The organism is Burkholderia sp. AcTa6-5 (assembly GCF_017815075.1).
GTDB lineage: Bacteria > Pseudomonadota > Gammaproteobacteria > Burkholderiales > Burkholderiaceae > Burkholderia > Burkholderia sola.
The window spans coordinates 426,100-438,794 of sequence record NZ_JAGIQE010000002.1 but is presented as its reverse complement, the minus strand read 5'-3'; the positions used below and the strand labels follow the sequence as shown (position 1 = coordinate 438,794).

At 66.7% G+C, this 12,695-nt stretch carries 11 protein-coding genes; 6 read left to right on the top strand and 5 right to left on the bottom strand.

The genetic code is table 11. The annotated features are described in order from the left end of the window. Positions 1–141: 141 nt before the first annotated feature. Entirely contained in the window at positions 142–2,175 is a 2,034-nt protein-coding gene (locus J8I33_RS04795; RefSeq protein ID WP_209933546.1) for an NADPH-dependent 2,4-dienoyl-CoA reductase, read from the bottom strand. Between the two features lie 75 nt (positions 2,176–2,250). Between J8I33_RS04795 and J8I33_RS04790 the strand changes: the two genes are divergently transcribed. Continuing rightward, entirely contained in the window at positions 2,251–3,333 is a 1,083-nt protein-coding gene (locus J8I33_RS04790; RefSeq protein WP_124681446.1) for an AraC family transcriptional regulator, read from the top strand. 13 nt (positions 3,334–3,346) lie between these two features. Here J8I33_RS04790 and J8I33_RS04785 read toward each other — a convergent pair whose 3' ends face one another. From J8I33_RS04785 to J8I33_RS04775, 3 genes are all read right to left on the bottom strand, one after another. Beyond that, positions 3,347–3,796: a DUF126 domain-containing protein gene (locus tag J8I33_RS04785; RefSeq protein ID WP_209924705.1), complete on the bottom strand. Its 450-nt coding sequence runs from the start codon at positions 3,794–3,796 to the stop codon at positions 3,347–3,349. Next, positions 3,789–5,036 carry an aconitase X gene (locus J8I33_RS04780; RefSeq protein WP_209933540.1) on the bottom strand — a complete coding sequence of 416 codons (1,248 nt, stop codon included), beginning with the start codon at positions 5,034–5,036 and terminating at the stop codon, positions 3,789–3,791. Before J8I33_RS04780 ends, J8I33_RS04785 begins: the two co-directional genes overlap by 8 nt. A 205-nt stretch (positions 5,037–5,241) precedes the next feature. Next, positions 5,242–5,670: a MarR family winged helix-turn-helix transcriptional regulator gene (locus J8I33_RS04775; protein ID WP_050017862.1), complete on the bottom strand. Its 429-nt coding sequence runs from the start codon at positions 5,668–5,670 to the stop codon at positions 5,242–5,244. Between the two features lie 135 nt (positions 5,671–5,805). On the opposite strand from J8I33_RS04775, the gene J8I33_RS04770 reads away from it, so the two are divergent. From J8I33_RS04770 to J8I33_RS04755, 4 genes are all read left to right on the top strand, one after another. Then, entirely contained in the window at positions 5,806–6,726 is a 921-nt protein-coding gene (locus tag J8I33_RS04770; RefSeq protein ID WP_050017861.1) for a LysR family transcriptional regulator, read from the top strand. A 105-nt stretch (positions 6,727–6,831) separates the two neighbouring features. After that, positions 6,832–7,263: a MarR family winged helix-turn-helix transcriptional regulator gene (locus tag J8I33_RS04765; protein ID WP_011548253.1), complete on the top strand. Its 432-nt coding sequence runs from the start codon at positions 6,832–6,834 to the stop codon at positions 7,261–7,263. Positions 7,264–7,327: 64 nt separating this feature from the next. Further along, positions 7,328–8,422 (top strand): HlyD family secretion protein, encoded by a 1,095-nt coding sequence (locus J8I33_RS04760; RefSeq protein ID WP_050017860.1) that lies wholly within the window; start codon positions 7,328–7,330, stop codon positions 8,420–8,422. Between the two features lie 13 nt (positions 8,423–8,435). Then, positions 8,436–10,010 carry a DHA2 family efflux MFS transporter permease subunit gene (locus J8I33_RS04755; protein WP_209933535.1) on the top strand — a complete coding sequence of 525 codons (1,575 nt, stop codon included), beginning with the start codon at positions 8,436–8,438 and terminating at the stop codon, positions 10,008–10,010. A 35-nt stretch (positions 10,011–10,045) separates the two neighbouring features. Here J8I33_RS04755 and J8I33_RS04750 read toward each other — a convergent pair whose 3' ends face one another. Further along, the gene (locus tag J8I33_RS04750; protein ID WP_209924702.1) at positions 10,046–11,098 is read right to left on the bottom strand and encodes an RNA-guided endonuclease TnpB family protein; all 1,053 of its coding nucleotides are present in this window, start codon (positions 11,096–11,098) and stop codon (positions 10,046–10,048) included. Positions 11,099–11,190: 92 nt separating this feature from the next. Here J8I33_RS04750 and J8I33_RS04745 point away from each other — a divergent pair, with 92 nt between their 5' ends. After that, a complete protein-coding gene (locus tag J8I33_RS04745; protein ID WP_209924701.1) occupies positions 11,191–12,633 on the top strand; it encodes an efflux transporter outer membrane subunit in 1,443 nt (480 codons plus the stop codon). The last annotated feature ends 62 nt before the right edge of the window (positions 12,634–12,695 follow it).

The following is a 12,695-nucleotide window of genomic DNA, read 5'->3' as shown; positions in this document are numbered from 1 at the left end:
GGGTGGGGGCGCGGTCGGCCCTGCGGCTCGTCATGATTTTGCGCCGCGAATCGGCGCATCCTGCGGCAAGCCGCGAACCGTCGCTTCAGCCGATCATCGCGACGCGACGACCGTCCGAACGACCATCGCAGCGCCCGCCGGTTACAACCGCGCCGCGAGCCGCGCGCCCTGAGCGATCGCGCGCTTCGCATCGAGTTCGGCGGCCAGTTCCGCGCCGCCGATCAGGTGCACCGAGCGACCGGCCGCCTGCAGCGGCGCGAGCAACGCGCGCTGCGGCTCTTGCCCGGTGCAGAGCACGATCGTGTCGACTTCGATCAGTTCGTGATCGGTGCGCTGCTCGCCGTACGACACATGCAGCCCGCGCGCATCGATCCGCTCGTAGTTCACGCCGCCGACCATCTTCACCTGCTTCATCTTCAGCGTCGCACGGTGAATCCAGCCGGTCGTCTTGCCGAGCCCCTTGCCGAGCGGCGCGGCCTTGCGCTGCAACAGCGTCACTTCCCGCGCCGGCGCCGACACCTGCGCACGCGTCACGCCGCCGCGCGTCGCGGCAGGGTCGGTCACGCCCCACTCGACCTTCCATTCGTCCAGATCGAGTGCCGGCGATTCACCGTCCTGCACCAGATACTCGGCGACATCGAAGCCGATCCCGCCCGCGCCCACCACCGCGACCCGCCGCCCGACCGGCTGTTTGCCCGCGAGCACGTCGATATAGCTGAGTACGTTCGGCCCGTCCTGCCCCGGAATCTTCGGGTCGCGCGGCGCGACGCCGGTTGCGAGCACGATCTCGTCGTAGCCGCCCGCGATCAGGTCGCTCGCGTCGACGCGACGGTTCAGGTGCAGCTTCACGCCGGTCAACTCGACCTGCCGGCCGAAGTAGCTCAGCGCTTCGTGAAACTCCTCCTTGCCCGGAATCCGCTTCGCCATGTTGAACTGGCCGCCGATCTCGGCCGCGCCGTCGAACAGGTCGACCTGATGGCCGCGCTGCGCGAGCACCGTCGAGCATGCGAGCCCGGCCGGCCCCGCGCCGACCACCGCGATCCGCTTCGGCTGCGGTGCGGGCGTGTATTTCAGCTCCGTCTCGTGGCACGCACGCGGATTCAGCAGGCACGACGCAATCTTGTTCTTGAACGCGTGATCGAGGCACGCCTGGTTGCAGCCGATGCAGGTGTTGATCTCGTCGGCCCGCCCCTGCGCGGCCTTGACGACGAACTCGGCATCCGCGAGCAGCGGGCGCGCCATCGACACCATGTCCGCGCAACCGTCCGCGAGAATCTGCTCGGCCACTTCGGGCCGATTGATCCGGTTGGTCGTCACGAGCGGGATGCCGACCTCGCCCTTCATCTTCTTCGTCACCCACGCGAACGCGCCGCGCGGCACCGACGTCGCGATCGTCGGCACGCGCGCCTCGTGCCAGCCGATCCCCGTGTTGATGATCGTCGCGCCCGCGCGCTCGACCGCCTTCGCGAGCTGCACGGTTTCGCTCCAGTCGCTGCCGTCCGGAATCAGGTCGAGCATCGACAGCCGGTAGATCAGGATGAAGTCGCGGCCGACCGCTTCGCGCGTGCGCTCGATGATCTCGATCGGCAAGCGGATGCGGTTCTCGTACGCCCCGCCCCACTGGTCGCTGCGCTTGTTCGTATGCATCGAGATGAACTGGTTGATCAGGTAGCCCTCGGAGCCCATGATCTCGACGCCGTCGTAACCGGCTTCGCGGGCGAGCGTCGCGCAGCGCACGAACGCACGGATCTGTCGCTCCACGCCGCGCGCGCTCAGCTCATGCGGCGCGAACGGCGAAATCGGCGACTTGATCTTCGACGGCGCGACCGCGAACGGGTGGTAACCGTAGCGGCCCGTATGCAGGATCTGCAGCGCGATCTTGCCGTCCTCCGCATGCACGGCGCCGGTGATCTCGCGATGCCGGCGCGCGGCGGCCGACGTCATCAGCGTGCCGCCGAACGGCTTGGTCCAGCCGGCCACGTTCGGCGCGAAGCCGCCCGTCACGATCAGGCCGACCCCGCCGCGCGCGCGCTCGGCGAAATATTCGGCGAGGCGCGGCAGCGTCTTGCGGCTGTCCTCGAGGCCGGTGTGCATCGAGCCCATCAGCACACGATTCCTCAGCGTCGTGAAACCGAGATCGAGCGGTGCGAGCAGGTGGGGAAAGGGTGTCGTCATGATGATTCGGGCAAGAAGCGATGCCTGCCATCGTAGGCGTGCGCCGCCTTGAACGTGAGGGGGCAAACAGCCATAATGCTTGTCATTTCTGGCCAAATCGACATGACTTCCCCGTCTCGCAAGGATCGCCTCGGGCTGCGCCGGCCAACGATTCCGGTCGCCTATACGCGCCTGCTGCTGCAGGCGCTGGCCGCTCGCGGCGTCGATCTCGCCGCCGTGCGCGCCGGCACCGGCCTGCGCGACGCGGTGCTGGCCGAACCGGACGCGCGCGTCGCGCCGTCGCAATGGGGGCGGCTCGTGCTCAACGCGATCGAAATCGGCGGCGATCCGGGCATCGGGCTCGCGTTCGGGCTGCTGCTGAAACCGACCGTGCACGGCTTTCTCGGCTACGCGACGCTGACCGCGCGGGACATCCGCGACGCGCTGTTCGTCACGCAGCGCTACTTCCGGATGCGCAATCGCCAGTACCGGCTGACCTATGCGGAAGACGAGCGTGGCGCGACGCTCGAACTGCACGGCGTGCAGGCAAACCCCGTGCTGCAGCATCACGTGATGTTCGAATTCGTGCTGACGGGGCTCGCGCAGAACATCTCGCAATGGTCCGGGCGCACGTCACCGCCGATCAGGCTGCAATTCGCGTGGCCGGAGCCCGCGTATTTCGCGCGCTATCGCGATACGTTGCCACCGGTCGAATTCGGCTGTGCGGCCAATGCGCTATGGATCGCGCACGACGTGCTCGACTGGCCGCTGCCGCTCGCCGACGAAGTCGCGCACCGGCAGGCGCTCGTGCAGGTCGAGCGCGAATATGCGCAGGTGCGGCAGGAGGAAGGCGATCTGGTCGAGCGCGTTCGCGCGGAACTGGCGCGCGCCGCCGGCGATTATCCGGGGCCGGATACGCTCGCCGATGCGCTGCTCGTGTCGACGCGCACGCTGCGGCGCCGGCTGGAGGAAGCCGGGTCGAGCTATCGGCAGTTACTCGATGAAGCGCGGTTTCGCGATGCAAAGCAGTTGCTTACCGCGTCCGATCTCGACCTGAAAACGATCGCCGAGCGGCTGCAATTCACCGACCCGGCGAATTTCACGCGCGCGTTCCGGCGCTGGGCCGGGCAGACGCCGAGCGCGTTTCGGGAAGCGGCTGCGGGGGCGGGACGCGAATGACGTGCGCGACGTATCAGCGCCCGATATAAACCCGCGCGCCGCCGTCCCCCTCGCCCGCCTCGATCCGCACGTCGCCCGTTGCGGCGGCGATCGCGTCGTACACGTCATCGCTCACGCACACCACCGGCACCGCGATCGCATACAGCTCCGCTGCCACGATCGCGCCGATCGAGATGATCAGGTCGCGCTCCTTCAGCACGATCCCGACCGGCCCGGTGCCGTTGCGCACCGCTTCCGCGAGCACGCTGCTGCTCGAACTCGATCCCTTCGCGTGCGGCATCACCATCACCTTGCCGGCGAGGCTCGCGCCGGCCTGCGGATGCCCGCGATCGACGATCCTGCCCGCGCCCGAGTCGTAGCCGCCCCAGAAGCTGAGCGGCTTCTCGAGCACGAAAGGTCGCGCACACGCGCTGCCCGGCACGAGCGTGTCGCCCGTCAAGAATGTGCCCGTCGTTTCAGTCATCGAATCGCACCTTGCCTTCGTACGCGGACCGCACGCATTCGCGCATGCTGCCGTACGCGACCGTCACGCCGATGTTCGCGGGCGCATACGACGCCCATTTCCCCGAGTTGGTCATCACCAGCCCCGACAACCGCTTCATCACCGGCGTGATGTACGTGCAGGTATCGACGACGATCTGCACGCCGCGCGCGGCGAATTTCTCCGCGAGGCCGGCTTGCCCCAGCTCCCACAGAATGAAGCGGCTCGTGTTCACGTAGAAATCGCAGGCCGGCTTGCCGTCGAACGCGTCGAGCAACGTGTCGAGCGTGCGGAATTCGGCCAGCGAGAAATGCGGTGTGCCGAGCGCGACCGCGACCAGCGCGTCGCCGGCCGCGCCGTGATTCAGCGTGCGGCGAATCTCGTCGAGATCGGCCATCGTGATGTCGATCGTGCGAAGCGCTGCGCGCCCGTGCAACGCGGCGTCGAGCGTCGGCGCCTCGGGCGTCACGCCGACCGCATGGAACAGCGCAACGGCCCCGCTCGACGCGGCGGCCGCGCCGAGCGCCTTGAGTTCGTCCTCGGTGGTGTCGGCCGGCAGCCCGACGATCGCCGGCACGACCGCGCCCGCGATCTTGCCGACCGCCAGACCGAGCGCGGCGAAATAGATGTCGCGCGACGGCAGGCCGGTGAAATCCGGCGCGTTGAACACGATTCGCGCGGCGCGGTTCGCATCGACATGCAGCCCCGCATACGGCGCGCGCCCGGTGATCGCGGCGGCCAGGTCGAGAAAATCGCCGTAGCGGCTCGTGCGCGCGCCCAACACCGAATTCGCGAACACGATCGCATTCGATTCGGCCCACGCGATCTGCTCGCCCAGCGCGGGACGATGCTTCAGTTGATACGGCGCGCACGTGAAGCTCGATTCGCAGCCGAGCAGCAAGTGCGCGTCCATCAGGCGCTGCGCATCGCGCTGGATCGTGCGGTCGCCGTGGTACAGCTCGGGATGGATCAGGTCGAGCGAGCCGACGTTCAACGTGGTCGGCACCGCGACCTTCGCGCCCGTGTCGACGAAATAGTCGACGAAGTCGAGGCTCGTCTGGCCGTGATACAGACAGCCGTCGATATGGGCAGACGTAATGTCGATCAGGTGCGGCGCGGACATCACTTGCGCGGTGCGCGCGACGATCCGCATCGCGCGGGCGACGCCGTGCCCGAAATCCCCGCGCAACATTGCGTCGTCGCGGTCACTCAACTGCAGCATCGGTTGCTCCTCGTGACGCGTGCCAGCGGCCGCCGCCGGCTCTTGAATTCCGTCAGAGGACTCTACAACTGGAAACAAAAACTGTCCAGATTGGGACAAAACCGGGCATCATAAAAACCAATTTTCACAACAGGAAGCTTCGGCGGCGGCCAATGGCTTGCGTTCCGCACCAGTTGACCGCCACACCGACCCGCCCGCCCCTCGCCTAACGTTCCGCCGTCAGGCTGAACAGCTCCGCGCGCAACGCCTTCGCGCGGTCGCGGCCGAACTGGGTGTCGAATTCGTCCTGCGCGGCCTGCCACGCGACCAACGCCCGCGCGAACGTGCGCTCGCCGAGCTTCGTGAGATGGAGCGCATGCGCACGCGCATCGTGCTCGGATGCCGCCGTCGCGACGAAACCGTCGCGCTGCAACGGCTTCAGCGCACGCAGCAAGGTCGTGCGATCCATCACGAGCGCATCGGCGAGTTCGCTCATCAGCAGGCCGGGCCGGCGTTTGAGGTTCACCATGATCGAGAACTGGGCGGGCGTGACGCCAACCGGGGCCAGATGGCGCTCGTACAGTTGCGTGACGAAGCGCGCCGCCTGACGCAGCGCGAGGCAGTTGCACGCCTCGGAAATCGGAATGTCGTTCATGTCGTTCATGTCGTTCATGTCGTTCATGTCGTTCATGTCGTTCATGTCGTCGAATCTATATGTGCATATGCATAAAGTCAATGTACACTCCGCCGTAACATGGCCGGGGCCGGCCATCGCGTCAAGGAGACGGACATGGACTACATCGACAAGCTGCGCATCTTCCGGTCGGTGGTGGAGATGCGCAGCTTCACGCGAGCCGCCGACATGCACGGCCTCGCGCGGCCGGTCGTCTCGCGCGCGGTCGCGGATCTGGAGGCGCGTTTCGGCAGCCGGCTGCTGCACCGGACCACGCGCCAGGTGTCGCTGACCGAAACGGCCGAGCGCATCTATGAGCGGTGCGCGGCCGTGCTCGACGAACTCGACGCGCTCGAAGTGGAAGCGCAGACGCACACGCGCGAGCCCGAGGGCCTGCTGCGCCTCGTCGCGCATACGACGGCCGCGCTGAACCGGCTCGTGCCGCTGATCGCCGGCTTCAAGCGCGCGCATCCGAACGTGCGCCTCGACGTCACGCTGACCGAGCGCCCGGTCGATCTGGTCGGCGAAGGCTACGACATCGGCATCGTCGTGCCGTACATGCTGACGAGCGAATCGACCGTCGTGCGGCTGGTCGAGCGCATTCCGGTCGTGATCGTCGCGACGCCTGCATATCTGCAAGCGCATGCGCGCCCCGAGACGCCGGCCGACCTCGCCAATCATCCGTTCGTGCCGATCTCGCCGTCGCTGCGCCGGCCGGCGCTGTCGTTCCGTGTCGACGGCAACATGCTCACCGTGCCGTTCCGCTTCGACATCTCGTCGAACAGCCCCGTCTTCAACCGCGAAATGGTGATGCACGACTTCGGCATCGGCGTCGTCCCGAAAACGCTCGTCGAGGCCCAACTCGCGTCGGGCGCGCTCGTGCAGCTGCTGGAAGACGCCGATCTCGTCGATGCGTTCGTCGAAATCAAGCTCGCGTACGCGAACCGCGCGCTGCTGCCCGCGAAGGTGAAGGCGTTCATCGACTACACGGCCGCGTACTGCGACCGCGAAGGCTGGATCGTTCCCGCGGCGGCGTGACCGGGCGCGAGCGCGCCGTTCCGACGCCGATTGGTACAGCCACGACACCAATCTGATCCTGTCCCGCCGCTCGCTTCACGCCGTCCCGCCCCCTAACATGTGCACATGCACAAGACCACGCTCACCGATGACGATTGCTTCGCGGTCCGGCAAGCCGCCCGGCGGATCTCGCAGTTCTACGAGCGTTACCTGTCGCGAGCGGGCGTGACGCCGTCGCAATACAGCATCCTCGCGCTGCTGCGCGAGCGGCCCGGCCTGACGATGGCGACGCTGTCGAACGTGCTGGTGATCGAACGCACCGCGCTGCTGCGCGCGCTCAAGCCGCTCGTCGGCGCGGCGCTGGTGACGGGGCGGATCGAGCCGCCATGTCGCGGTCAGACGTTTGCACTGACCGCACACGGCGAAACGAAGGTCGCCGACGCGCACGTGCACTGGCTCGCCGCACAGGAAGCGTTCGAGCGGTGCTTCGGGTCGACGCAGGCGGCCCGCCTCAGAGACGAATTGTTCCGGATCACGCACAACCTGCCGGAACGCTAACCCTTTTCCCGATCGGCACGACGTCGTCGATCGCTTTGATTAGTGCATATACATAGGTGAATCGATGGATACGACCCAAGCCGCTGCCTCGTCACGCGAAGCAGCCACAACCGAGCGGCCCGCGAAGCAACGACGCCGCGTGCCGTGGATGCGCATCGCGGTGGGCGCCGTCGTCGTCGTGGTCGCGGCCGCCGCGCTCGACTGGCTGTTCGTGCTGCGCTTTCAGGAAAGCACCGACGACGCGTATGTCGGCGGCGACGTGACGGTGCTCGCGCCGAAGGTCAACGGCTTCGTCGACAAGATTCTCGTGACCGACAACCAGCGCGTGAAGGCCGGCGACGTGCTCGTGCAGCTCGATGCGCGCGACTACGACGCGAAGCTCGCGCAGGCCAGCGCCGAAGTCGACAGCGCGCGCTCCGCCGTGACCGAACTCGAAGCGAAGCAGCAACTGCAATTCGCGGTGATCGGCCAGCACGCGGCGGACAAGAACGCGTCGTCCGCCGAACTGACGCGCGCCGCATCGGACCGCGTGCGCTACCGCGAGCTCGTGAAGTCGGACGCCGTATCGAACCAGATCGTCGAGCGCGCGGACGCCGATTATTCGAAGGCCGGCGCGGCCGTCGAACGCAGCGACGCCGCGCTGCTCGCGTCGAAGCGCCAGCTCGACGTGCTCGGCGCGCAGCTCGCCGATGCGCGGGCCCGCGTGAACACCGCGCTCGCCGCGCAGCGCGTCGCGGCGCTCAACGTCGAATACACGACGATCCGCTCGCCGGTCGACGGCTACGTCGGCAACCGCACGGGCCGCGTCGGGATGCTCGCGAACGTCGGCGTGCCGCTGCTGACCGTCGTGCCGGCCTCCGGCCTGTGGATCGACGCGAACTTCAAGGAAGACCAGCTTCGCAAGATGCGCGCGGGCGACCGCGTCGACGTCGCGCTCGATGCGTCGAGCACGCGCCTGCATGGCCGCGTCGACAGCCTCGCCCCCGCGACCGGCGCGACCTTCAGCGTGCTGCCGCCCGAGAACGCGACCGGCAACTTCACGAAGATCGTCCAGCGCGTGCCCGTGCGCGTGCATCTCGATCCGCAGCCGGGCATCGAGCACGTGCTGCGCCCCGGGCTCTCCGCGGTCGTGACCGTGCATACCGACCACCAGCACTGAGCGGGAGCCGACGATGACCACCGCGTTTTCCGGCGACCCCGCGTCGCAACCGACCAGGCAGCGCGTGTTCGCGTTCGCGCTGATGTGCGTCGGCTTCTTCATGGCGACGCTCGACATCCAGATCGTCGCGTCGTCGCTGCGCGACATCGGCGGCGGGCTGTCGGCGAGCCAGGACGAATTGTCGTGGGTGCAGACCGCGTACCTGATCGCCGAGATCATCGTGATCCCGATGTCGGGCTGGCTGTCGAAGGTGATGTCGACGCGCTGGCTGTTCGTCGCATCCGCCGTCGGTTTCACGATCACCAGCATGCTGTGCGGGCTCGCGTGGGACATCAACTCGATGATCCTGTTCCGCGGCCTGCAGGGCGCGCTCGGCGCCGCGATGATCCCGACCGTGTTCACCACCGCGTTCGTGCTGTTCCCCGGCAGGCAGCGGCTGATCGCGTCGACGACCATCGGCGCGCTCGCGTCGCTCGCGCCGGCGATCGGCCCCGTGATCGGCGGCTGGATCACCGACCAATGGTCGTGGCACTGGCTGTTCTACCTGAACCTCGTGCCGGGCATCGCGGTGGCTGCGCTCGTGCCGCGCTACGTGCACATCGACGCGCCCGATCTCAGCCTCATCAAACGCGGCGACTATCTCGGCATCATGCTGATGTCGGGCTTCCTCGGCTGCCTCGAATACGTGCTCGAGGAAGGCCCGCGCAAGAACTGGTTCGGCGACGATGCGATCGTGATCTGCGCGTGGATCTCCGGCATCTGCGGCTTCCTGTTCATCGTGCACGCGCTGACCGCGAAAGATCCGATCGTCGACCTGCGCGCGCTCGCCGTGCGCAATTTCGGGATCGGCAGCCTGCTGTCGTTCGTGACCGGCATCGGGATTTTCGTGACCGTGTTCCTCACGCCGCTGTTTCTCGCGCAGGTGCGGGCGTTCAGCTCGCTGCAGATCGGCATCGCGCTGCTGTCGGTCGGCGCGTTCCAGTTGATCGCGCTGTGCGCGTATGCGTTCGCCGCGCGCTACGTCAGCATGCGTGCGCTGCTCGTGTTCGGGCTGATCTGCTTCGGCCTCGGCTGCTACCTGTACACGCCGATCACGCACGACTGGGGCTGGCGGGAACTGCTGCTGCCGCAGGCGCTGCGCGGTATCGGCCAGCAGTTCAGCGTGCCGCCGATCGTGACGATGGCGCTCGGCTCGCTGCCGCAGTCGCGGCTGAAATCGGCGAGCGGGCTGTTCAACCTGATGCGCAACCTCGGCGGGGCGATCGGTATCGCGGTAAGCGCGACGATGCTCAACGACCGGCTGAATTTTCATTACCTGCGGCTGAACGAGCACGTGAGCGCCGGCGAACCGCAGGTCGCGTCGCTGCTCGATCGCCAGGCCGCGTACTGGGGATCGGTGGCCGGCAATACGCTGAATACCGCGCAAGCCGGACTCGCGAACCTGCACCGGCTGATCTATCGCGAAGCGCTGACGCTGACCTATGCGGATGCGTATTACGCGCTGTCGCTGTGCTTCGTCGTCGCGCTGCTTGCCGTCGTGTTTTCCAAACCCATTACGTTGAACGCGCCGCCGCCGGACGCGCACTGAGGCCCACGGATCATCATCTTGACGTCCTCCTCCGCCTAAGCGCGGAGGATTCCCACATCTGGCGATGCACGTCCGCATCGGAGAATGTTCAGCGCAGCGTTGGTATCTCGATCATGCTCGACACCACAGTCACTGCAGGCCCACTCTCTTATTCGCAGTCCCGCGATACCTTTCGGCCGCGTCGTGCTGTCTTTCGACCCGCACGCCGAACAGGACTGGGTCGAACCGCTTTCGTCCACTTCCTCGAACGTGGCCCCGTGCGCGATCGCTTTGTAGCGGAGCTTGTTTCGGAAGGACGACCAGGATGCGTCGTAGACGCTCTTCGCCATCCTGGTTCTGGCGAGTTTTGCGGCCGACACGTTGCCAACCGCGATGTAATCGAAACGCCGCACCAGATCGAGCGCGAGCTTGTGTTGGAAATCGGCACGGGCGTTCGCCACCTTGGCGTGCAGCTTCGCGATATGCCGCTTGTGCTTTCGCGCTCGCTGCGCTTTCGCCAGCTTTTCCGCCGCTCGTCGACCGAACCGGTCATTGGGCAGCTTCTCGCCGGTCGAAAGTGTGGCGAAGTCTTTCAGGCCGAGATCGATGCCCACACCGGAACGGATCGGGCGAGCCTGAACATCCGGCATCTCGATCGCTATGTTCAAGAACCAGTTGCCGCGTGCATCCTGCGCAAAGTTGGTCCCGTCCTTGATCTTGCCTTCGGGAAGCGGTCGACTGTTGAACACCCGAAAAGTATTTCCGGCAAAGCGAAACGCGCCGCCCTCGCGCTTCAGGTCACGCCCCTTCAGCGGCACCCAGCCCAGCGATTTCCTGCCGCGATAGCGCAGGTAGGGCCGACGGCGCTGGCTGCGCGACTTCGCGTATTGCTCGCACGTCGCGTTGACCGTACCGGAGTGAATACCGAGTTCCTTGCTGCTCCCCGTCGTCAGCACGTTCAGATCGAATCCCGTCGGCCACTTCTTGCCCCACTTGAGCGCGTGCTTCTGTGTGTCGTTGCAGAAATTCCAGACGTAGTTCACCGCACGGCTCTGCTTGTTGAGCAGTCCGTTGAGCGACTTCACGCGGTAGCGGTAGACAAGGATCATGCCGGTGATCCTAACCCGTGGAAGAAGCAGCCTGTCAACAGCAATTCTTTCCTTCCCGCCATCAATGGCGGGGTTTCTCGGAGCAAATTCTGATGAAGAAGCTACTCGTCGCGCTGGCCGTCAGCGCATTCGCCGCCGGGTGTGCGGTGCAGCCCGCGCGGCATCCGGCGCTGAACGAATCCGTTCAGACGCTTGCGCCCACCGCGTGGGATACCGACGTGCCGCGCGCGGACATCGACGCCGCCGCCTGGTGGGCGCAATTCCACGACCCCGTGCTCGACCGGCTGATCGCGACCGTGCTCGACGGCAACCTCGACCTGCAGGCTGCCGCCGAACGCGTGAAGCAGGCGCAGGCGCTGACCGTGCAGAAGCGCGCGGTGCTGCTGCCCGAACTCGACGCGACCGCGCATGCGGCCGACGCGCGGCAGAACACGCCGCCGCCGCTCGGTTATGTGCGGCAGGCGGGTGCGGGGCTCGCGCTGAGCTGGTCGCCCGATGTGTTCGGCGGCGAACGGCTCGATTTGCTGGCCGCTCAAGCGGAGTTGGTCGGGCAGAAGCATGCAGAGGATGCGATGCGCCTCGCGCTCGCGGCCGATGCGGCATCCGCGTATGTCGATCTGCGCTGGGCGCAGCAGGAATTGAAGATCCTGCAGGACAACGCGAAGATCCGGCAGCGTGCGCTCGAACTCACGCGCAAGCGGCAGGCGTTCGGGCTGTCGACGGAACTCGACGTGACCCGCGCGCAGAACCAGCTCGATGCGCTCGAAGCCAGGATTCCGCCGACGCAGGCGCAGATTTCGCATCAGTTGAATCTGATCGCCGTGTATTCGGGGCGGACACCGGAATCGGTCGATCGACTCGTGTTGGCGCAAGCCGGCGAGATTCCGGCACCGCCGGTCGGCGCGCCGGGGACGTTGCCTTCGCAAGCATTGTTGCGGCGGCCCGATGTGCTGACTGCCTACGCTCAAGTCGAGCGGCGTGCGGCGCAAGTCGGCGTAGCGAAGGCCGAGCGGTATCCAAAGTTTTCGTTGAACCTGACGGACGGAATTCTGGCGGCCTCGTATCTCGGGTTGCCGACGTTGACCGACAACCTGTTCAGCGCGGCGCTGAGTGCGACGAGCCCGATCTTCAATGCGGGGCGGATTACCGCCGATATCTCGCAGAGCGAAAGCCGGATGCACGAGTCGGAACTCGGGTTGCGGCAGACGATGCTGCAAGCGCTGCGGGAAGTCGAGGATGCGCGCGCGAATCTCGTCAGCTCCGATGAGGCGACGCGGCGGCTCGATAGTGCATTGGCGGCTTCAGGTAAAGCGCTCGGGCTGGCGAATCAGCTTTATAAGGGCGGCGCGACCGACTTTCTGGACGTGCTGTCGGCGCAGGAGGTGTATCTGCGCGATTCGGATTCGCTCAATCAGGTCAAGCGCGAGCATGCGCTGGCAGCAGTGGCGTTGTATCGGTCGCTCGGGGGTGGGTGGAGCCGGAACGACGCGGCCGGCGGGCCGCCGACGGAAACCGAGGCCGTGGCGAAAAACTAGGCGCCGCACGCGATGCGAAGTCAGCCGCCCGGACACGCACACCACTGCGGCTCCTCCGACAC

Coding starts and splice junctions, on each gene's coding strand:
- J8I33_RS04755 (WP_209933535.1), top strand. CDS start 8,436: ATGACCACCGCGTTTTCCGGCGACCCCGCGTCGCAACCGACCAGGCAG.
- J8I33_RS04745 (WP_209924701.1), top strand. CDS start 11,191: ATGAAGAAGCTACTCGTCGCGCTGGCCGTCAGCGCATTCGCCGCCGGG.
- J8I33_RS04770 (WP_050017861.1), top strand. CDS start 5,806: ATGGACTACATCGACAAGCTGCGCATCTTCCGGTCGGTGGTGGAGATG.
- J8I33_RS04780 (WP_209933540.1), bottom strand. CDS start 5,036: ATGCTGCAGTTGAGTGACCGCGACGACGCAATGTTGCGCGGGGATTTC.
- J8I33_RS04785 (WP_209924705.1), bottom strand. CDS start 3,796: ATGACTGAAACGACGGGCACATTCTTGACGGGCGACACGCTCGTGCCG.
- J8I33_RS04750 (WP_209924702.1), bottom strand. CDS start 11,098: ATGATCCTTGTCTACCGCTACCGCGTGAAGTCGCTCAACGGACTGCTC.
- J8I33_RS04795 (WP_209933546.1), bottom strand. CDS start 2,175: ATGACGACACCCTTTCCCCACCTGCTCGCACCGCTCGATCTCGGTTTC.
- J8I33_RS04765 (WP_011548253.1), top strand. CDS start 6,832: ATGCACAAGACCACGCTCACCGATGACGATTGCTTCGCGGTCCGGCAA.
- J8I33_RS04775 (WP_050017862.1), bottom strand. CDS start 5,670: ATGAACGACATTCCGATTTCCGAGGCGTGCAACTGCCTCGCGCTGCGT.
- J8I33_RS04790 (WP_124681446.1), top strand. CDS start 2,251: ATGCTTGTCATTTCTGGCCAAATCGACATGACTTCCCCGTCTCGCAAG.
- J8I33_RS04760 (WP_050017860.1), top strand. CDS start 7,328: ATGGATACGACCCAAGCCGCTGCCTCGTCACGCGAAGCAGCCACAACC.